Here is a 19,170-nt window from a genome sequence, read left to right as displayed (position 1 = left end):
CAGGTGTGTCATAAAAGTTAGGCTTTTGTTGTGTTCTTTTTTGTTCACAGTGTGAGCAAGGCCAATAAATAGAAGTGATTTGCCCCGCAATTTACGGGGCAAAAGCCTTTACTCCTGACTCAGGTGATTGGCATATAGTTTTGGTCGACGGTGCTTGAGGTTGGTGACTGAACCTCGCTCGTGCAGCATTTTAAGTTTGTCTAAATCGACATCCGCAAAGATCATCATTTCTGTATTGGCATTCGCTTCGGCGAGAGTGGCATCGTGGGGGAAATAGACATCAGACGGCGAGAATACTGCTGACTCAGCATACTGAATGTCGACGTTATCTACTCGAGGGAGGTTGCCTACGCTGCCTCCAATGGCGACATAGCATTCGTTTTCAATCGCGCGCGCTTGAGCGCAGAGACGAACGCGTAGATAGCCGTTTTTGGTGTCGGTCCAGAAAGGAACAAAGAGGATCTGCACATCTTGTTCCGCGAGGATGCGTCCCAGTTCAGGGAATTCGACATCATAACAAATAAGGATCCCCACGCGCCCGGCATCGGTTTCAATGACTTTGACGGTTTCGCCGCCATCAATCACCCAGTCTCGCTGTTCATGCGGCGTGATATGTATTTTGTACTGTTCATCGATGCTGCCGTCTCGATGCATCAGGTATGACACATTATACAACTTTTCATCTTCTAGTACCGGCATACTGCCTGCAATGATATTGATGTTGTAAGTAACGGCAAGTTGCGAGAAGCGTTGCTTAATTGTCTGCGTGAATTCACTTAAAAAGCGGATCGCTTCGACGGAGCCTTTTTCTGGAGCAAGTCCCATTAAGGGCGCACAGAAAAATTCAGGGAATAGGGCAAAGTCCGATTGATAATTGGATAACGATGAGACAAAAAATTCCGCTTGATTCAGCAGATCATCGACGGAGAGCACATGACGCATTTGCCATTGAACCACCCCAATACGAACAATGGTCTTCTCTATATCGTGGACGGATGAGGCATCTTCTTCATAAAAGAAATTATCCCACTCTAACAGGGTGGCATAACCTGCGGATTTACCATCCTCTGGGAGATAGCGGTTCATCAAACGTTTCACATCAAAGTCATTTGACAGCTGAAACGACAAAATCGGATCGTGGATTTCTTTACGACGCACTTTGTTGATGTATTCAGTGACCGTCAGGTCATTATGCTTGTGATAACCGGGAATCCGCCCACCAGCAAGAATAGCTTTGAGGTTAAGCGCTTGGCAGAGATCTTTACGCGCTTCGTAAAGCCGCCGTCCCAAGCGGTGACCACGATAATCAGGGTGAACAAAGACATCGAGGCCGTACAGCGCATCCCCTTTGGCATCATGGAATACCACCCCATCATCGGTGATGATATCCGCGTAAGTATGAGGAAGAGAAAAGCGGTTATAAGCAACTTTTAGCGTGAGTGCCGCGGCGACAATCTTACCATTGTCTTCAATACAGATTTGTCCATCCGGAAACGCGGTCACCAATTGCATGATAGTACTCTTGGGCCACGCGCCCCCAACATCGGGAAAAACGAGATCCATCAGTTCTGCAAGTGGTTGGTAATCAGCTACCTCTATCACACGCAAGTTCAGCAGCGTGTCGGCATTTTCGTCCATTACATGATCTCCTTAGGATATCCGAACCCTTATTATGTCAAAGATTGTCGTGTGAGATAACGTTTAGGAAGATCTGTGTTCGACTCTTCGCAAGGAACAGAGGTTGTGGCTCGCATGGGGGCGACACTTGACGGCGCCGCGTGATGCTCGGTGAGTGCAAATTCGATCCGATTCCGGCCACGTGCTTTTGCTTCATAAAGCGCGCCATCGGCACATTCGAATAGCTGGTTTATTGTCACAGGCTGATGGCGGCGATGGATAGCGACACCGACACTGACGGTAAAGCGAATGATATGTCCTTGTTCTGTCCTGACTTGGCAGGCTTCAATTTGTCGGCGAAGCTGTAATGCGATGTGCTGTACGCGTTTAACTGAATTCCCACTCAATAACAGGATAAATTCTTCTCCGCCCGTTCTCGCACACAAGGCGCCTTCTTGTTGCGCGATGTGTTGTAAATGCTGGCTAAAGGCGATCAGGACTTGGTCACCGGCGAGATGGCCATAGACGTCGTTGATACTTTTAAAGTTATCCAAGTCTGCCAATAACAAGGCGTGAACGGTATCGTCTTCAAGACGTTGAGTGGTTTGGGTCACAAAGGCACGACGATTGGGGAGCTGAGTGAGCGTGTCTTGCAAAGCAAGTTGGCACAAGGTGTATTCGAGTCGCTCAAAGCAAAGATAAACAAAGGTCACAAATTTGACGAACTCGGCCATCAAAATCATGTAGTAGACGAAGATATAGCGATGGGACAGCGTGGTTTCGTTGAATGGTGTATCAAACGCAAACTGGATGCGTAGGCCATATAGAATCAGTAGGATAGAAACGATACTGGTATACAAACGATAGCCAGTGCGCGAGCGATACTGACTTTTGAGCAATAGACGAAGCACTGTCAGGTGCATAACCGCATAGAATACGCAATAAAAACTGATGCGTATGGCAAGGGGCGTATCATTGACAAGGAGTAATGAATATATCCCGACAGCCAGTGTAAAGGCCAGCCCGCCGACACGCCACCATGGTGACTGCTTTTCGAGTGATTGGGTACCCCACCAAATTAAAACTTGGGCGCTCATGGCTGCTACGACACCGAGCCAAACGAGCCCTGATATCTCTGTGTTATTGCCGAGGTTATACACAGATGTGCCTGCTGAGATCAACAAGCATCCCAAGCCCCACAACTTAATATCTCTGTGTTGATTAAACTGCCAACCGATCAATAAAACCGCGACAGTCAGCAACCAAAATATACTGATGCAGGCTAGTGTTAGCGTGGGTAAATGAAGGTCAAACACGTACTCGAATCCATCCGATATAACAGCCTAAACTCGTGATGCTAGGCAAGGAAAGCTCGCGCGTTGAAGACGAGCTTGCGCACAATATACCAGACAACGAGGTAAAATTTTATGGCACCACAAGGGTTTGTTGCATTTTTTATGCCTTGGCGTGAAGACAAAGGACTAAACACTATTCTGTTGTAAAAACAGCCAAATAGCTAGAATCGCAAAGACGATCGCCATCAATTTATGCTGGTATTTCTGAACGCTAGGACGTGTGAATAAAGCGTTACCTAGACGACCAACTATCACAACAAGCAAGACATTAAATACTAACCCAAGAATGTTGAGCAATAGGCCAAGACTCAATAACTGTATACCTGAGGATGCTTGGATTTGTTGCGAGATGAACTGAGGTAAAAACAGAACAAAAAAGAGTAGTGCCTTGGGGTTGAGTAAGTTGGTCATTACCGCGCGTTTATAAAGGTGTCTGCCCATCTTTTGACGATGAGCAAGTGCTTCACTATCCGTTGGCGAAGCTCGCCATGTGTCGATGCTCATTTTTATCAGATAAGCGGCGCCTACGTACTTTAAAACAGTGAGCGCCATAGGCGACATGGCGATCATCGCTGATACGCCCGTGGCAGCCAAGAGGGTCAGAATCAATCCGGATGTCGCATTCCCTAAACTTGCTGCTAACCCGACTCGCTTTCCATAACTAAGACTTGCACTAATGATAAGTAGCATGTCGGGACCGGGGATAAGAAGCAGCGCCACAACGGCCGTTAAATAAACAGGGAGTAAGGTTGGATCAATCATGGAATGCGCGTATCACTGACAAAATAAAACGCGGCATTTTACCCGCTTAGGTAAAAGGATCAACGGAACTTCGCTATTATGATAATCATTAGTACTAAAATTAGTGTAAACAGGCGTGGAAACTTAATGTGATAAGCATAAAAAAACGCCTCTCGAAAGAGGCGTTTAATGGTAGAAAAATTGACTGAGCAATTAATCGCTTAGCGCTGCGGTTACGCGGCTTTGATGGTCGGCTTTGGGGCCGGTTTCTCAATAAAGCATGCGTGTAGTGCGCAAATCGCCGCATGATAAAATTTATCCAGTACCACGTACTGTACATCCACGTCACGCATCGAGGAGTGTGCGGCTTTTGGATTAATTTCTGCGTCCAGTAGTGCGAGCATACCTCGGCTCATGGTCTGGTTGGAGTCAATCCGGCTACCAATGACCGAAATCAACGCAACCATCTCGCCAGTGATCTTCGCTTTAGGATATAGCTTCTCTACGCGATTGATCACTTTGTCTTGGCTGGCGGTCTTACCATCCAAATAGTAAGTGATCGAGTTGGCGTTCATCTCTTTACTGATTAGCTGAACGTTTTCCTCACGAATAATTTCCATCACGTCGTAGCTGACGCGATCGACATGGCCAACCATTGATTGATCAAAGATATGCAGCGCTAGCACTTTATCACGACCTGCAATGATCTCGATTTCATTGTCTTTCGGACGATATTTGTGGGAAATCACCGTACCTGGATGATCGGGTTCGAAGGTATTTTTCACCACAAGTTCGATGCCGACCGCGCGCATCCCTGATGCGGCATTAGGGTGAATTGCTTCCATCCCCAAGTTGGCAAGCTGATCAGCCACGTCGTAGTTGCTCAAGCCCATCGGCTGAACGCGTTCTGGACCGACGATACGCGGATCAGCACTGCTTAAATGATACTCTTTGTGGATCACCGCGCCGCTTGCTTTGGTCAATACCGCAATACGACTGAACGTCATTTCGCTATAGCCGCGATCGTATGTTTTCATCAACCCTTCATCGCAGTATACGTAGCCGGTAACGATGGGCAGCTCATTGCTGAGATCGATATCTTCCATGGCGCGCGCAATAACGGTGTTTAAATCACCCTGTGCTTCGTCGGGGTTGTCCCAGCCAGAAAGGTCAACAAACCGTGAGTTAATTCCCACGCTCTCAAGCAAAAGAGAAGAGTTGTGCGCACTGTGAGCTTCGCCAATTGACGAGAGGAACTCGCGCACTTGGGGCAAATAGCTTTCTAGAGAAAACTGCCCATAGTTACAGGTTTCGAGAATACCTTCGATGCAGCTGTGCGCCTTCTCCATACGTTGACGAATGAAGTTGTCTGCACGCTCGCGGTAAACAGGGTCTGGGAACATGTTGCTGTTAATGAGCAGCATACGTTGTTCCAACTCTTCCATGGCATCGCGCCACTTCGGATTGTTGGCGGCGAGTAGGCGATAGATACCCGGCTTGCCAGACCGCTTACACTCCAGCAATGCATCCGTGATGCCAGCATAAGCAGAAACCACAAAAATTCGGTTATAAGGGTTGGACGGGTACAAAAAGATATTATCCATGACAGCGTCGAACGCTGACATTGATGTACCGCCGATCTTTTCAACGGTATGATTCATGTGAGCTCCTTGTGGGCTTTTATGAATTGAAGTCGTCGATTGGGTTTACAGGGGCAGCATCCCGCTGCCCCAAGACGGTTAATCGACCAGAGGGTAAACACCGTTTTCGTCATGTGTCTCTTGCCCAGTAATCGGTGGGTTAAAGACACAGGCCATGACCATATCAACACCCTTATTAGCGCGAAGCTGGTGCTCGTCATGTTTGTCAAGAATGTACAGTGTGCCAGGTTTGATTGGATACACTTTACCGTCGTCGGTCGTTTCAATCTCACCTTCACCTGACATGCAATACACAGACTCTAAGTGATTCTGGTAATGGATATGCGTGTCAGTATTGGCGTAAATAGTAGTAATGTGGAATGAGAAGCCCATGTTGTCATCGCGCAACAACATACGGACACTTTCCCAATTTTCAGCCACTACGCGGCGTTCACTGTTTTGGCATTCTTCTAATGTGCGAACAATCATGTCAATCCTTTATACGTCTGTTTGTTAGTGGGTGAGAGCTTTGAATTAAGACGCTTTTTTCAATTTGTCTTTTTTGTATTGCTCAACCGACTTAACAAAAATCTGCAGGCCTTTCTCCATTTCAGCTTCGCTGACTGTCAATGGTGAGAAGAATTTGATCACTTCATCATCAGGGCCAGCTGTTTCGATGATCATACCGTGCTCGAAACAAAGGCTTGTGATGGCATCTGAGATATCACCATTCTTACATGCGATACCCTGCATCAGGCCACGACCTTTGATGGTGTCGAACAGGTCACCATTTTTCGCTAAGACGTCTTTCAACACTTTATTGAGTTGATCAGCACGCGCTTGGATATGGGTTTGGAACTGATCATCTAGCCAGTAAGTTTCAATCGCTTCTGCGGCTGTCACAAACGCATGGCTGTTACCACGGAATGTACCGTTATGTTCGCCAGGTGCCCATTGATCCAGCTCAGGTTTCAGTAGAACCAGTGCCATTGGTAGGCCATAACCACCAATCGACTTCGACAAGGTCACGATATCTGGGTTGATACCTGATGGCTCAAAGCTAAAGAAAGTACCAGTACGACCACAGCCAGCTTGAATATCATCGACGATCATCAAGATGCCATGTTCTTTACAGATGCTTTCTAGGCGTTGCAGCCATTCATTGGAAGCCGCATTGAGACCGCCTTCACCTTGAACGACTTCAAGCAAGACTGCAGCGGGTTTATCTCCACCTGTTAGACCGCTTGAGGCATCGTTTAGCATGGTTTCGAACAGTGTGAGACCGTCGACATCGGCATAGCCGTCATACGGGATACGTGTTACCGCATTATTCACTGGCATACCGCCGCCACCGCGATGGTGATGATTACCGGTCACAGCGAGTGCGCCATATGTGCAGCCGTGGAAGCCGTTCGTAAATGAAACGATGTTTGGGCGACCTGTCACTTTTCGTGCCAGCTTCATCGCCGCTTCAACAGCATTTGTACCGGTTGGACCCGTGAACTGGAATTTATAGTCCAAGTTACGTGGTGCCAAGATGTGCTCTTTAAATACCTCGAGAAAGCGTGCTTTTGCACCGGTGTGCATATCCAAGCCGTGGGTAATCCCATCTTTCTCGATGTACTCAATCAGCGCTTTTTTCAGCGTCGGGTTATTGTGTCCATAGTTAAGCGAACCGGCGCCAGCAAGAAAATCGAGGTAGCGCTTGCCGTCAACGCCAGTGATCCAACAGCCCTTCGCGCTTTCAAACACGACGGGGAAGTTGTTGGCGTAACATTGAACATTTGACTCCTGCGATTTAAAGATATCCATAACTCATCCTGTTATTTTTTGAGTGGAATTCGGAAAAGGTATTCGGTGTCATGTTCACCGTTAAAGTGCTCTTGTTCATCAAGGAACACTGAGCGCTGACCACCTGTACCGTAGAGGCGGTCTACCTTTTTGAACAGCGCCCAAGATCCGGCGTTGTCTTCTGTGATCGTGGTTTCAATGAATCGGATGTCTTGTGACACTTTGCGCGCCAGTAACGCTTCGACCATTGAAAGGGCAAGCCCTTCTCCACGTGCTTTGGGCGATACGGCTACCTGCCACACAAAAAATGTGTCTGGTTGCTCTGGACGAATGTAGCCAGAGACGAAGCCGTGAATGTCGCCGTCACGCTCTGCCACAACACAGGTCTCTTTAAAGTGCGTTGCCTGTAAGAAGTTGCAGTAGGCGGAGTTCACATCCAACGGAGGGCACTGAGTGATTAATCGATAGATGTCGCCACCATCACGAATCGATGGTTTACGAAACACAAACCGCGTGCTCGGTTTTATCTGTTTACGGTCAAGGACTTCGTTTTCAAGAACTGCCGTATCTGTCGTTTTTGATCGCCACATAATTGTTTTGTGCTCTAACGAATTCGTTATACATAATAGGCGCTGGATTTTGTTTATCAACCCCGGATTTCGCTAATTGATTTGTCATTATCTTATATATAATTGATATATATGGATTTTATTAATGTTAAATTTTTTGCTAACCATAATGCTTTGATGCGTAACATTTACTGGCCTAAATGTATTGGCGGTTCTCAATCTAGTGTGACTCATGCCACAAAGATGGGGGAGCGGCTTGGACTTCGTCTCAGTTGGAGTTGAATGAGGTGAAAAGACTGGCCTTAAAAATAGACACAAAAGAGGTTTTGCTAGACAAAAAAGCCTAGTCACCTTTGCTGCTTGTGAATCTAATAGGGAGACTAGGCGGATTGAGGCGATTGGCTAAGGAATTCACGATATTGTCTGTCTTCTTTTACTACGTGGTGTACCCACCAGTAACGCAAAAACTTGAAAAACTCTGAAGAGTACAGTTCAGGATCCGCCTGACACTGAAGTAACACATAATGTGCTTGCCGTGATAAACGCTCATGGATGGCTGCATGTTCTTTGTATTTGGGATAGGCGAGATCGTGAAGAATGTCTTCTTCTCGCTGGAAGTGGGACACAATGTAGTCTCGAAACCGCTGGGCAAGGTCATCAAAATCTCCTTTTTCACCATCTGCATGGTGATACGCGATAGCCTCATAGGTGTCATTGATGATAGCCAGTAATTGCTTATTGCTGGCATCGAGGTCTGGGTGCCCAACAGAGTATTTGTCCTGCCAACGAATGAACTTTCTGTCTTTGCCCTCTGCTGTTGGATGTTCAGGGGTAACATTCGGTGCTGTTGTATCAATTGTCGAGCTTGTGTCTGTAATTCTTTCGATTTTCTCCTGTTCTTCTTCAGTGAAGACAACAGCACCATTGTGCTCAAAATCGGTCGATTTAGCTGGATCGGCCTGATACATTTCAAAGTAGTACTTAGGTGGCTTTTTGGATTTGGTGTCTTTGGCTAGCTGTTGAACGCGATTTTCGAGGTCTTGTTTTCTAACTGGCTTGACCATGAATGCGTCAACATCATAACGGATGCATTCGCTAATCACTGCCTGAGAGGCATTAGCGGTGAGAATGATGATTGGGATATCGTGCTGTAGGTGGTAGCGGCCGCTACGGATAAGCCTAAGCATCTCCAAGCCATCGATGGGCTCCATCTGTAGGTCGGTGATAATTAAACTAGGTTGTTCGTGAAAGGCCTTTGATATGGCTTCAGCGCCATCTGCTGCCGTGATAACTGATTTAATCCCTAGCGCTTGTGCCATCAAACCTATGGTATCTCGAATCATCTCATGATCATCTACCACTAAACACCGAGATAGCATACTCCCTCCTGCCAAAGCGCTAACCGTCTTAGAAGCATAGTAAACGGCGAGTTTTGCTGCTGAGTGATTTGTTGAATTTTTTATACGTTTTTGTGGGGAGTGAGAGATTACGCATACAAAAAAAGGCGCCTAAACAGGCGCCTTTTCTTCTTAAATCTGGTTTAGCTTACAGGCGAGTTACGTTCGCTGCCTGTGGGCCTTTTTGACCTTGCTCGATATCGAACTCAACCTGTTGGCCTTCTGCTAGAGTGCGGAAGCCTTCACCAACGATGGCGCGGAAGTGAACGAATACGTCTGGACCGTTCTCTTGCTGGATAAAACCGAAACCTTTTTCTTCGTTAAACCACTTAACGGTACCATTAGCTTTAGACATGATGTCTCCTGAATATATTAACTAGGTGTAGCAGTGACGCGAGTGCCATTAATCGTTCTATGGGCACACGCAAAAGAATGTGAGGTAAATCTCTTTTCGCACTTTATATCCGGTTTATTTTGAGTGAATGATTGAAAGTGAGATCAAGCGCCGAGATTTTTGTCAGGGTTAAGCAAATCAATAGCGAAAACCGCGTGCTGTATTGGGACGGATGTCAAAGATGCTGTCGGACGCTGTCTTTTTTCATCGACATTGACGTACTCTTAATGCTTTCTACGAGTAGCAGCGCGTTTGCTGTTTGTCGATCCTCTACTGATAGGAACCCTAATGAACGAAATGGTCTCTCTTACTAGCGCGTTTAGCGTTTGGATTGTACTCGCAATCCTAGTGATTGTTTTCTTGCGTGGCTCGGTAAAGTTTGTTCCGCAAAACACCGCCTATGTGATTGAGCGTTTTGGTAAATATTACAAAACGATGGAAGCGGGCTTGAACTTTATTGTGCCTTTTATCGACCGTCTAGCCTATGAACGTACGCTAAAAGAGCAAGCGTTCGATGTGCCGAGTCAGTCGGCCATTACCCGAGACAACATCTCTCTAGTCGTAGATGGTGTGCTTTATATCAAAGTGCTGGATCCTTACAAAGCTTGCTACGGCGTCGATGACTATATCTACTCCGTGACCCAACTGGCGCAAACCACAATGCGTAGTGAAGTGGGTAAGATGGAATTGGATAAGACCTTCGAGGAGCGTGAAAGCCTCAACACGGCAATCGTCTCAGCGATTAACGAAGCTGCTCAGCCTTGGGGCGTACAAGTCCTCCGCTATGAAATTAAGGATATTGATCCGCCGCGTTCAGTATTGGATGCGATGGAGCGTCAAATGAAAGCCGAACGTGAAAAACGTGCGGTGATCCTTGAGTCAGAAGGGGCACGTCAGTCGGATATCAACGTTGCAGAAGGGCAAAAACAAGCACGCGTGCTTGCCGCGGAAGCGGAAAAGTCTGAGCAGATCTTGAAAGCGGAAGGTGAAGCTAAAGCGATTATCGCGGTCGCGGAAGCACAAGCTGAAGCGCTTGAAATTGTCGGTTCACGAGCGATCACGGAAGAAGGCCAGAAAGCCATCCAGTTAGACTTGGCAGAAAAAGCCATCCGTGCGAAAGAAGCGATCGCGAAAGAGTCTTCTGTCGTATTGCTCCCAGAGTCGGGGACCGGCGCGGCGAGTACGGTTGCTGAAGCGATGACCATTATTCAAACACTGAACAAAGTGAAAGGCTAATATGCACAACTGGTTTACCACCCATCTAGCTGAGATGACGATGATTATCGGGCTGTTACTGCTCGTGGTCGAAGTGTGGTTGCTGGGCTTATCGACCATCGTATTACTGGCGACCGGGGTTGCTGCGGTACTAGCAGGGCTTTTAGCGATGCTTGGAGTGCTGCCGGAGACTGTGACCGTGATGTTCAGCGCAACCGGGATCGGGGCTGGGCTGTTAACCGCCGCGCTGTGGCAGCCGTTAAAGCGGCTACAACGTGGTGCACGTAGTCCTGACAATACGCACAGTGACTTTATTGGTTTGACGCTGACATTGACTGAGCCGTTAACGTCCGCACATCCAGCGACAATTAAGTATTCGGGTGTGACGTGGCAGTTGGTACTCAGTGGCAGCTGTCATGATGCGAGCTTGCAAGCAGGCGACAAAGTACGGGTGATCGGTGTTGATGTCGGTCGCTTTACGGTAGAACCGGCCGGTGAAGCGGAGTCGAGCCACTAGGCGTTGTTTGCCATTCTGGTTTAATTGAGCCAAACAAAAAGCTCGGGCATCATGTCCCGAGCTTTTTCGCGTGATACGCGCTATGCCTAGCTAACCGAGTGCCTCGATAAGTGGAGGCGCTGTATTTAGGCTTTTTTCAGCTGTTTTTTCAGCTTTTTCAGTTTGCTTTCTTGTTTAGCAACTTTTGCTTTGGTCTTTTTGATCGATTTTTTCAGATCTTTCTTTGATGCTTTAGCCATCGGTTTTCTCCTTTCTATGTCATTGCCGGTGTTTTCGCCACCGCAATACGGCTTCAATGCCGTGGACAGGTGCCGGCAAGTTGCACCTAAGACTGTGATTATGAGCTCTTTTTTTCTTCGTGTTCTTTTAAAAATTGTTTGATAAATCGACGGATCTCTCTAGCGGCTGATGTGTCGAGATCTTCACATTTTGACAAGAAGGCATCGCGTTGCTCACTATTAATACGAATGAGTAACTGACTGTCTTTTTTTCTTTTTTCTTTTTTTGTCATCTGCATTTGCCTATCGTTTGGATATACAATGTATATACACTTGCTACGCTTTTCCACCTATTGTGATTAATTTGTGATCTGTTTAGTGATCTAAACAGTTATTTGCATACAATTCGACATTGTAGCCGCGGGGCTTCGTCATCCATGCCATAAATAACAAGGAGACGAGTGGTTGAATCTGTTTAAATAGATGGCTAAATGTCTTTACTGCTAAAGAAATAATGCTTAGGGTAAGGTATCCATGGAGCAAATATTTGGGTAAGGAATTATGGAAAAAAAATACCTGAGCACGCAATTGATTCACGCGGGGCGCGACAAACGTTATACCCAACAAGGTGTGAACCCTGTGATCCAACGTGCTTCCTCCATTGTTTTTGACACGCTCGCCGACAAAAAACATGCGATTGCGCATCGACACCAGCACACCTTGTTTTATGGCCGCCGTGGCACCCAGACGCATTTTGCCCTGCAAGATGCGATGACAGAGCTCGAACAAGGTGAAGGGTGTGCGTTGTTTCCATGTGGCGCCGCAGCCATTGCCAACAGTATCTTGGCATTTGTGAAACGGGCGACCATATTCTGGTGACTGGCTCGGCTTACGAGCCCACACAAGACTTTTGCCAAACTATCCTTGCCGATATGCAGATTGAGACTGAGTTTTTCGATCCGCTTGAAGGAGCCCAAATCGTTGAGCGTATTCGGCCTAATACTCGGATTGTGTTTCTCGAGTCGCCTGGGTCGTACACCATGGAAGTCCATGATACGCCTGCCATGGTGCAAGCGATTCGCGCCAAAGCCCCAGACACGATCATTATGATGGATAACACCTGGGCCGCTGGCGTTTTATATCAGCCTTTAACGCATGGGGTCGATATTTCGGTCCAATCGGGTACCAAGTACATTATTGGTCACTCCGATCATATGCTCGGCACCGCGGTAGCGAATCGTCGCTGTTGGCCGCAGCTACGAGAACGTGCTTATTTGATGGGGCAAACCATTGATGCCGAGACGGCATATCAAGCGGCAAGAGGGTTGCGTACCCTAGGCGTGCGTTTAAAGCAACACCAACAAAGTGCTCTACAAATTGCGCAATGGCTAAAAGAGCAGCCAGAAGTCGCGCATGTCCTTCACCCTGCGTTTTCTGATTGCCCCGGACATGTCTTTTTTGAGCGAGACTTTTCTGGGAGTAATGGCTTGTTTTCGTTTGTTTTTGACCAAAGACTTACCGATGCACAGCTGGAAGCGTTCTGTGATCATTTACAGCATTTCAGCATGGCGTACTCATGGGGTGGATTTGAGTCGTTGCTGTTGACCAATCAACCTGAACAACTCAACCGTATTCGTCCTGCCGGTAAGGTAAGTTTCAGTGGCACCTTAGTCCGTGTGCACATTGGTTTGGAAGCGGTAGAGGATTTGATCACTGACTTAGCAGCAGGCTTTGAACGCATTAAATCGGCCCAGTAAAAGTGGATAAGCCACCCTAAGTTGATGAAGGTGGCTTTTTGATGTCGGTTTAAGTCTGGAACTGGTCGGTCAGCGTGGTGAGTGCACTCGATTGATGACTCAGTTGGCCACTGACGTCGCTGGTGGTATTGATGGCTTCAGTGAGTGACTGGCTGCATTGCTTGAGCGCACGACGGCCGGCGGTGAGATGTTCTATCTCCTTGTGCTGTGAGGCCAGTGCGGCTTCTACCTCGGCACTCAACTGTTCCAAGCCTTGGAATGTGGCATGCATATCACTGAGAAAGCCTTGAAGACGAATGCTGGCTTGCTGGTTGGAGGCACTGGCCGTTTGTGTTTCTGTGAGCAGTGAACTGGCGGTATCAACTTGTCCTAAGAGATCGTTAATCCAATTGCGAATATCACCGGTCGATTGCGCCGTGCGCTGTGACAGGCCTCGGACCTCATCGGCAACGACCGCAAACCCTCGGCCATGCTCGCCGGCACGCGCGGCTTCAATGGCTGCATTTAATGCCAGTAGGTTAGTTTGCTCCGCAATCCCCTCAATCACATCCATGACCCCTGCAATTTGTTCACTGGTTTGTTTCAGTGTTGCCATGGTCGACGATACGTCCTCCACGATACCCACACTGTGTGCGATAGCGGCGTCGGTAGCCCGCATTTGTTGCTGGATCTCGTCGTTATCGTGAGACACTTTGCTAATGTACTCGCGTGTATCATGAATGGCACTGGCAATTTCTGTAGTGGCACTCTCCATGACGCTGAGAGATTGGGCGACGTCGTCGACTTGACGACGGGTCTGCTGGTTAATCTGTGCGACTTGTTTGCTTTGGGTATCGAGCGTGTCAGATTGACCATCTAACTCGGCGGTTCGCGATTGAATGTCAGTGACAAAATGCGAGAACTTGTCGAGTAAGTTATTAGAGGCCCGCGCGACTGCACTGACTTCATCACTGTACCTATCGGTGAGACGGGTGCTCAGATCGGAGCGCTGGTCAATATCTGTTAAGGCATTAGCAATATGATCCAAGCGAACCACCACAGTTTTGCGCAACCATGTCATCAATATCAATGCTAAGAGTAAGGTGGCGCCACAACCAATATACACGGTATGCGCTTGTTGGTTTAGAAAGGTGATCAGCCCGCTTGCAGAGTGTTTCGCATGAGCTTGTCTTTCGGTCAGCTTCTCGTTGATAGCGAGCAGCATAGGATCAACGGCCGGATACATATCAAAGTCGACCAATCTCCCCGCATCATAGAAGCTTTTGGCCGCGATGGTTTTTTCTAGCTGGGCGAGATAGTCATCGAATGCCTGTTTATCGGCTTGATGCTGCGCGCGCCAGGTTGCGAGCGACGGAGAGTGAGAGAGTGCTTGCCAGCTTTGCTGATAGTTTTGATGAAGTTGTTCAAACTGCGGCTGAATTTCATTCCAGAACAGCAACTGTGCTTTGATTTTTTGCGATAAGTTGACCAAGTTGCGGTGATCGCGCTCCAGCGCGAGCAACGCCCAGACTTCAGGCAGCTGCTGATTGACATACTCCGAAGAGGCTTGCGCAGAGCGGGATGAAATCCACAGCGATAAGCTTCCTAGCCCAATCGTGGATGCAATAAAGAGGGAAAATGCGATTAACAGTCGCTGTCGTACACTCATGTTGTTTCCTACCAACTACTCATGTTCGGATGAGGGGCAGGTTAGGCAGCGACTGTTGCAGGGGAATGACACCTGTCTCAATAGTGTGATTTGCGACCGATATCACTGTTTAGTTTAATGAACACAGCGGCTAACCCAATAGCCGCTGTCACCGGTTAACTCGCAATCGCGGGCGAGTCAGGATCCCTTGTGGACGCGGCTTTCTCGCTGAGAATCGTGGCAACCGTTTGGCGCGAAAGGTGGCCAATCAACTCCCCTTCTTTATCAAAAACAGGAAGCGGCCATTTCGATGCCAGCGTGTCTGGGATCACTTGTTCAAGCAAGGAGTCTTGGTCGATAGCAGGCACATCTTCAATCATGCTGGCATCAATTTGTGTACTGGGATCAGCTTTACTGAGCGCTTTTTCGCTCAGTGTGCCCTGATAGCCATCCTCGGTGACATAATAGCCATAGCTAGCTTTCTGTTGACGCATTTGCGTGATGGCATCGCCAATGGTATTGGCGCTTATGCGACAAATCTGCGGCTGCATCACCGTCTCCACCGTAAGCGCGCGAGCGCGATTCACATCTTTGACAAAGGCTTCCACATAGTCATCTGCTGGACGCAATAGAATATCGACGGGCTCGCCAACCTGTACGAGTTTACCATCGCGCAAAATCGCAATGCGATCGCCCAAGCGTAAGGCTTCATCCAGATCATGCGTAATAAACACAATGGTCTTATGGAGCTTCTCTTGTAACTCAATCAATTGATCTTGCATCTCGCTGCGAATAAGCGGGTCCAGCGCAGAGAAGGCTTCGTCCATGAGCAATATATCGGCATCGGTACATAAAGCACGCGCGAGTCCTACTCGTTGCTGTTGGCCCCCTGACAATTGCGCAGGGTATTGGTCCGCGTAACCCTCCAAACCAACGGTTGATAACCACTGTTGGGCTGTGGCATCGCGGTCCTTTTTGGCCACGCCTTGAATGTGTAATCCAAACGCGACATTTTCTTTAACGGTCCGGTGCGGTAATAAGCCAAATCGTTGAAAGACCATCGACATTTTATGACGGCGGAATTGCTGCAACTCTTGTTGAGAGAATTGCATAATATCCGTACCCTCAATGCGAATCGCGCCCTCGGTAGGATCAATCAGACGGTTAAAGTGACGGATAAGGGTCGACTTCCCTGACCCCGATAGGCCCATGATCACGAAGACTTCACCGCGTCGAATCGAGAGGTTGATATCACTTAACCCAATGGTATGCCCAGTTTGCTGAAGCAAGTCATCTTTGCTTTTTCCGTCTTTCACACTGGCCATCACTTTGTGAGGGTGTTTACCAAACACCTTGTACAGGCCTTCAATTTCAATCAGCGTGTCATGGGTTGGCTCAGTCATGCTCACTTCCTTTTAAATGCTGCTGCGCACGTTTGGCGTAGCTTTGTGAAACGCGGTCAAAAATGATGGCGAGCGCGACAATGGCTAAACCGTTCAGAAGACCTAGGGTAAAGTATTGATTAGTAATAGATTTGAGAACGGGTTGTCCCAAGCCTGCCACACCAATCATGGATGCGATAACAACCATGGCCAAGGCCATCATGATGGTTTGGTTAATACCGGCCATAATGGTGGGCATTGCCAAGGGGAGCTGAACTTGGAAAAGCCGCTGCATGCCGCTGGCACCGTAGGCGGTAGCGGCTTCGAGAACATCTTTATCGACCAATCGGATGCCTAAATTGGTCAATCGGATCACCGGCGGAATGGCATAAATCACCACGGCAATGACGCCGGGAATTTTCCCGATCCCAAGCAACATGACCACCGGAATCAGATAGACGAATGCCGGCATGGTTTGCATCACATCCAAAAGTGGCGTGACGATCGCTTGGGTACGGTCTGACTTCGACATGGCTATCCCAATCGGTACACCGACACCAATAGCAAGCAGAGTACAGACGAGAATAATACTCATGGTGCTCATGGTATCTTCCCACATCCCTAGATAGCCGATGGCAGTGAATGCGACCACCACAGCTAGGGGAAGCTTCCAAGAGCGGCTGGCCAGATAGGCAATGCCGGCCAGAATTGCGATCACTAACCACCACGGTGTCGACAGTAACAAATCTTCGAACCAAACCAGAAAGTTAAGTAAGGGGTCGAAAAAAGACTCGATAGATTCGCCGTATTCACGGGAGAAGCTGCGATAGGCACCGTCGAGGGTTTTACGTATTTCAAGCAGATCTCGTCTGCTCATTTCAGGCACATCAGTTAGCCATGAATTTGCCATTTTCAGGGGGTTCCTTTACTGCGGGGAAAGCGCAGCGCAGCCAAAGACTGCGCTGAGTGAGGTTAAAGTGCATTGTTGATTTTATCGGCGACATCGTCGGACACCCATGATGTCCAGATCTCAGGGTGCTCAATTAAAAAGTGTGTCATAGCATATTCGCCATCGGCCTGGTTTTCTTCCATCCAGGCAAGCAGTGTATTCATTTGATCGTTAGTAAAGCCTCGTGTTTCTAGATAAGCCACGGCGTCTGGTGCACGCTTTGCGAAGCGTTCGGTGATCACGGTATCAACATCAGCTGCGGGATACATAGTGACCCTTGGGTTGAGACAGTCATTCGCGGTCACACATTGTTTGTAGTGATCAATATCGGTGCCGGATTCAAAGTCTATTTTGACCATGTCATATTTGCCGAGCACGGCCGTAGGCGCCCAGTAATACCCGAACCAAGGTTCTTGGCGTTCATAAGCTTTGGCGATCGAACCCGCTAAGCCAGCGCCAGAGCCCGGGTCAACCATTTCAAAGCCGCTATCAGCAAGGTTGAGGGCGCGAAAGAGGTTGGTTGACGTGATCTGGCAATTCCAACCGGCGGGGCAGCCATAGAATGCAGATTTAGAGGGGTCTTCAGGGTGAGTAAATAGTTCGGCATTAGCCTTCACCCCCGAAATGGTTTTCAGCTCAGGGTAGTCATCGACGAGATATTGCGGCACCCAGAATCCTTCTTCACCGCCGTCAATCAAGGCTTTGCCTGCATAGCGAATCCGACCCTCGTCGATGCCACGTTGCAGCCCTTCACGCATTGAGTTGCTCCAAAATTCCGGCGCAATATCGGGCTCTCCTTTTTCGACCATCGAGGTACCGGTCGGCATGGTGTCACCCGGCACCAGCTCTGCGTCACATCCGTAACCATGCTCGAGAATAAAACGGTCGATATTGGCAATTAAGCTTGCAGAGTTCCAGTTCATATCGGCAATGGTCACTTTGCCACAGGTGTGATCATCCGCATTCACAGGTAGCGCGCCTACCGCTAACAGGCTGGCGGCAATGATTCGCTTGTACATAGTGCTTCCCTTCTTCTTTTACACGCATTCCCAATAATATTAGACCACTAACCAAATTGTTAGTGCATGGCACGTCAGATGGATCACGATGTGCCGCGCTCGGTCGAAATTACCACAAGCATCGGTCAAAGAAGTAGAAGGCTTCCCATGGCGCTGACCTGCGCTTATTTGATCAACGATAAAAAGCGCTTGAAGTCGTCGCCACCGGCTTGTTGTTGCCACTCGAATAATAAAGACTCAACCACGGTTATCCATGCACCATGTTGTTGCATCATGCTCAGGCCTGCTTGATGGTGGTTGGCATGGCACGAAGACGTCGCGTCGACTGCCACGTGAACATGATAATGAGCACGTAAGAGGTCGCAAGCGGTTTGGTAGACACAAATGTGCGTTTCGATGCCACATAAAATCACTTGTTTACGGTTGAGCGTTGTTAGTTGTTGCTGCACATCGGGATGGGCGTAAGCGCTGAAGGTTTGCTTCGCAATCGGAGTGTTATCAGGCAATAGCGCGGCGAGCGATGGAGAAGTTGGGCCGAGTTTATCTGGCAATTGCTCCATCCAAATAACGGGCACATCAAAATGCTGACAGGCGCGAAGCAGTTGCGCGGTCTTTTGGTGTAGCGCATCGCTATTTACCACTTTTTGCGCCAGTTTTCCTTGTACGTCAATCAGAATGACGACAGCATTTTCTGTATTAATCATCACACTATCCTTTTGTTTTCACGAAGTAATAAGCGTAGCAGGACGGATTTTTTCTCGCCGAGGTCCATCGCACAAGTTATTATCATCACATAAAGATACTTGATATAAATCAATTGGAGTACTAATATATCTTCACATTAAGATAAGTGAGGGCAAGGTATGCATTATTTGATTGCGGTGTTGGCACCGATTTTTTGGGGGAGCACCTACTCCGCTGTGGCACTGTTCTTGGCAGATCTGTCTCCCTATTGGATGGCAGTATGGCGCGCATTGCCAGC

Annotated in this window: 17 protein-coding genes and 1 pseudogene; 3 read left to right on the top strand and 15 right to left on the bottom strand. The window is 48.2% G+C overall.

What is annotated here, in order from left to right; all coding sequences use genetic code 11:
• Positions 1 to 108 precede the first annotated feature (108 nt).
• The 9 genes from BZJ17_RS14055 to BZJ17_RS14015 form a co-directional block, all read right to left on the bottom strand.
• Entirely contained in the window at positions 109 to 1,638 is a 1,530-nt protein-coding gene (locus BZJ17_RS14055) for a bifunctional GNAT family N-acetyltransferase/carbon-nitrogen hydrolase family protein (RefSeq protein WP_077641130.1), read from the bottom strand.
• Between the two features lie 32 nt (positions 1,639 to 1,670).
• Complete coding sequence (locus BZJ17_RS14050; protein WP_131826811.1) at positions 1,671 to 2,714, bottom strand: GGDEF domain-containing protein; 1,044 nt, start codon at positions 2,712 to 2,714, stop codon at positions 1,671 to 1,673.
• Positions 2,715 to 3,098: 384 nt separating this feature from the next.
• The gene (locus BZJ17_RS14045) at positions 3,099 to 3,734 is read right to left on the bottom strand and encodes a LysE family translocator (protein ID WP_077641128.1); all 636 of its coding nucleotides are present in this window, start codon (positions 3,732 to 3,734) and stop codon (positions 3,099 to 3,101) included.
• A 212-nt stretch (positions 3,735 to 3,946) separates the two neighbouring features.
• Positions 3,947 to 5,374, bottom strand: a complete 1,428-nt coding sequence (locus tag BZJ17_RS14040) for an aspartate kinase (RefSeq protein WP_077641127.1) — start codon at positions 5,372 to 5,374, stop codon at positions 3,947 to 3,949.
• A 78-nt stretch (positions 5,375 to 5,452) separates the two neighbouring features.
• Positions 5,453 to 5,842 (bottom strand): ectoine synthase, encoded by a 390-nt coding sequence (locus tag BZJ17_RS14035; RefSeq protein WP_077457892.1) that lies wholly within the window; start codon positions 5,840 to 5,842, stop codon positions 5,453 to 5,455.
• A gap of 45 nt (positions 5,843 to 5,887) precedes the next feature.
• Entirely contained in the window at positions 5,888 to 7,165 is a 1,278-nt protein-coding gene (gene ectB, locus BZJ17_RS14030; protein ID WP_077457894.1) for a diaminobutyrate--2-oxoglutarate transaminase, read from the bottom strand.
• An 11-nt stretch (positions 7,166 to 7,176) separates the two neighbouring features.
• Positions 7,177 to 7,734, bottom strand: a complete 558-nt coding sequence (gene ectA, locus BZJ17_RS14025) for a diaminobutyrate acetyltransferase (RefSeq protein ID WP_077457896.1) — start codon at positions 7,732 to 7,734, stop codon at positions 7,177 to 7,179.
• A gap of 359 nt (positions 7,735 to 8,093) precedes the next feature.
• On the bottom strand, positions 8,094 to 9,092 hold the full coding sequence (locus BZJ17_RS14020) for a bacteriohemerythrin (RefSeq protein ID WP_077641126.1): 999 nt from the start codon (positions 9,090 to 9,092) through the stop codon (positions 8,094 to 8,096).
• A gap of 166 nt (positions 9,093 to 9,258) precedes the next feature.
• The gene (locus BZJ17_RS14015) at positions 9,259 to 9,465 is read right to left on the bottom strand and encodes a cold-shock protein (RefSeq protein ID WP_069589811.1); all 207 of its coding nucleotides are present in this window, start codon (positions 9,463 to 9,465) and stop codon (positions 9,259 to 9,261) included.
• A gap of 327 nt (positions 9,466 to 9,792) precedes the next feature.
• Here BZJ17_RS14015 and BZJ17_RS14010 point away from each other — a divergent pair, with 327 nt between their 5' ends.
• Both BZJ17_RS14010 and BZJ17_RS14005 read left to right on the top strand, forming a co-directional pair.
• Positions 9,793 to 10,740 carry a slipin family protein gene (locus tag BZJ17_RS14010; protein WP_077641125.1) on the top strand — a complete coding sequence of 316 codons (948 nt, stop codon included), beginning with the start codon at positions 9,793 to 9,795 and terminating at the stop codon, positions 10,738 to 10,740.
• Position 10,741: 1 nt separating this feature from the next.
• On the top strand, positions 10,742 to 11,236 hold the full coding sequence (locus BZJ17_RS14005; protein WP_069589814.1) for an NfeD family protein: 495 nt from the start codon (positions 10,742 to 10,744) through the stop codon (positions 11,234 to 11,236).
• A gap of 337 nt (positions 11,237 to 11,573) precedes the next feature.
• On the opposite strand, the gene BZJ17_RS17225 is transcribed toward BZJ17_RS14005, so the two are convergent.
• Positions 11,574 to 11,747 carry a hypothetical protein gene (locus tag BZJ17_RS17225; RefSeq protein WP_198534172.1) on the bottom strand — a complete coding sequence of 58 codons (174 nt, stop codon included), beginning with the start codon at positions 11,745 to 11,747 and terminating at the stop codon, positions 11,574 to 11,576.
• 268 nt (positions 11,748 to 12,015) lie between these two features.
• On the opposite strand from BZJ17_RS17225, the pseudogene metC reads away from it, so the two are divergent.
• A pseudogene (metC, locus tag BZJ17_RS13995) lies at positions 12,016 to 13,211 on the top strand (cystathionine beta-lyase).
• Positions 13,212 to 13,260: 49 nt separating this feature from the next.
• Here the strand turns inward: metC and BZJ17_RS13990 are convergent.
• The 5 genes from BZJ17_RS13990 to BZJ17_RS13970 form a co-directional block, all read right to left on the bottom strand.
• Positions 13,261 to 14,859 carry a methyl-accepting chemotaxis protein gene (locus BZJ17_RS13990; protein ID WP_077641123.1) on the bottom strand — a complete coding sequence of 533 codons (1,599 nt, stop codon included), beginning with the start codon at positions 14,857 to 14,859 and terminating at the stop codon, positions 13,261 to 13,263.
• A 155-nt stretch (positions 14,860 to 15,014) separates the two neighbouring features.
• Positions 15,015 to 16,241, bottom strand: coding sequence for a glycine betaine/L-proline ABC transporter ATP-binding protein (locus tag BZJ17_RS13985; RefSeq protein ID WP_077641122.1), 1,227 nt, complete (start codon positions 16,239 to 16,241; stop codon positions 15,015 to 15,017).
• Positions 16,234 to 17,130 (bottom strand): proline/glycine betaine ABC transporter permease, encoded by an 897-nt coding sequence (locus BZJ17_RS13980; protein WP_077457908.1) that lies wholly within the window; start codon positions 17,128 to 17,130, stop codon positions 16,234 to 16,236. The genes BZJ17_RS13985 and BZJ17_RS13980 overlap by 8 nt, the downstream gene beginning before the upstream one ends.
• Positions 17,131 to 17,192: 62 nt before the next feature.
• The gene (locus BZJ17_RS13975) at positions 17,193 to 18,188 is read right to left on the bottom strand and encodes an ABC transporter substrate-binding protein (RefSeq protein ID WP_077641121.1); all 996 of its coding nucleotides are present in this window, start codon (positions 18,186 to 18,188) and stop codon (positions 17,193 to 17,195) included.
• Positions 18,189 to 18,352: 164 nt separating this feature from the next.
• Positions 18,353 to 18,892: an isochorismatase family protein gene (locus tag BZJ17_RS13970; protein WP_077641120.1), complete on the bottom strand. Its 540-nt coding sequence runs from the start codon at positions 18,890 to 18,892 to the stop codon at positions 18,353 to 18,355.
• Positions 18,893 to 19,170 lie beyond the last annotated feature (278 nt).

The organism is Salinivibrio sp. IB574 (assembly GCF_001996205.1).
Lineage (GTDB): Bacteria > Pseudomonadota > Gammaproteobacteria > Enterobacterales > Vibrionaceae > Salinivibrio > Salinivibrio proteolyticus.
Note: the sequence above shows the minus strand (reverse complement) of the source record. Positions and strands in the feature narration are given on the sequence as shown.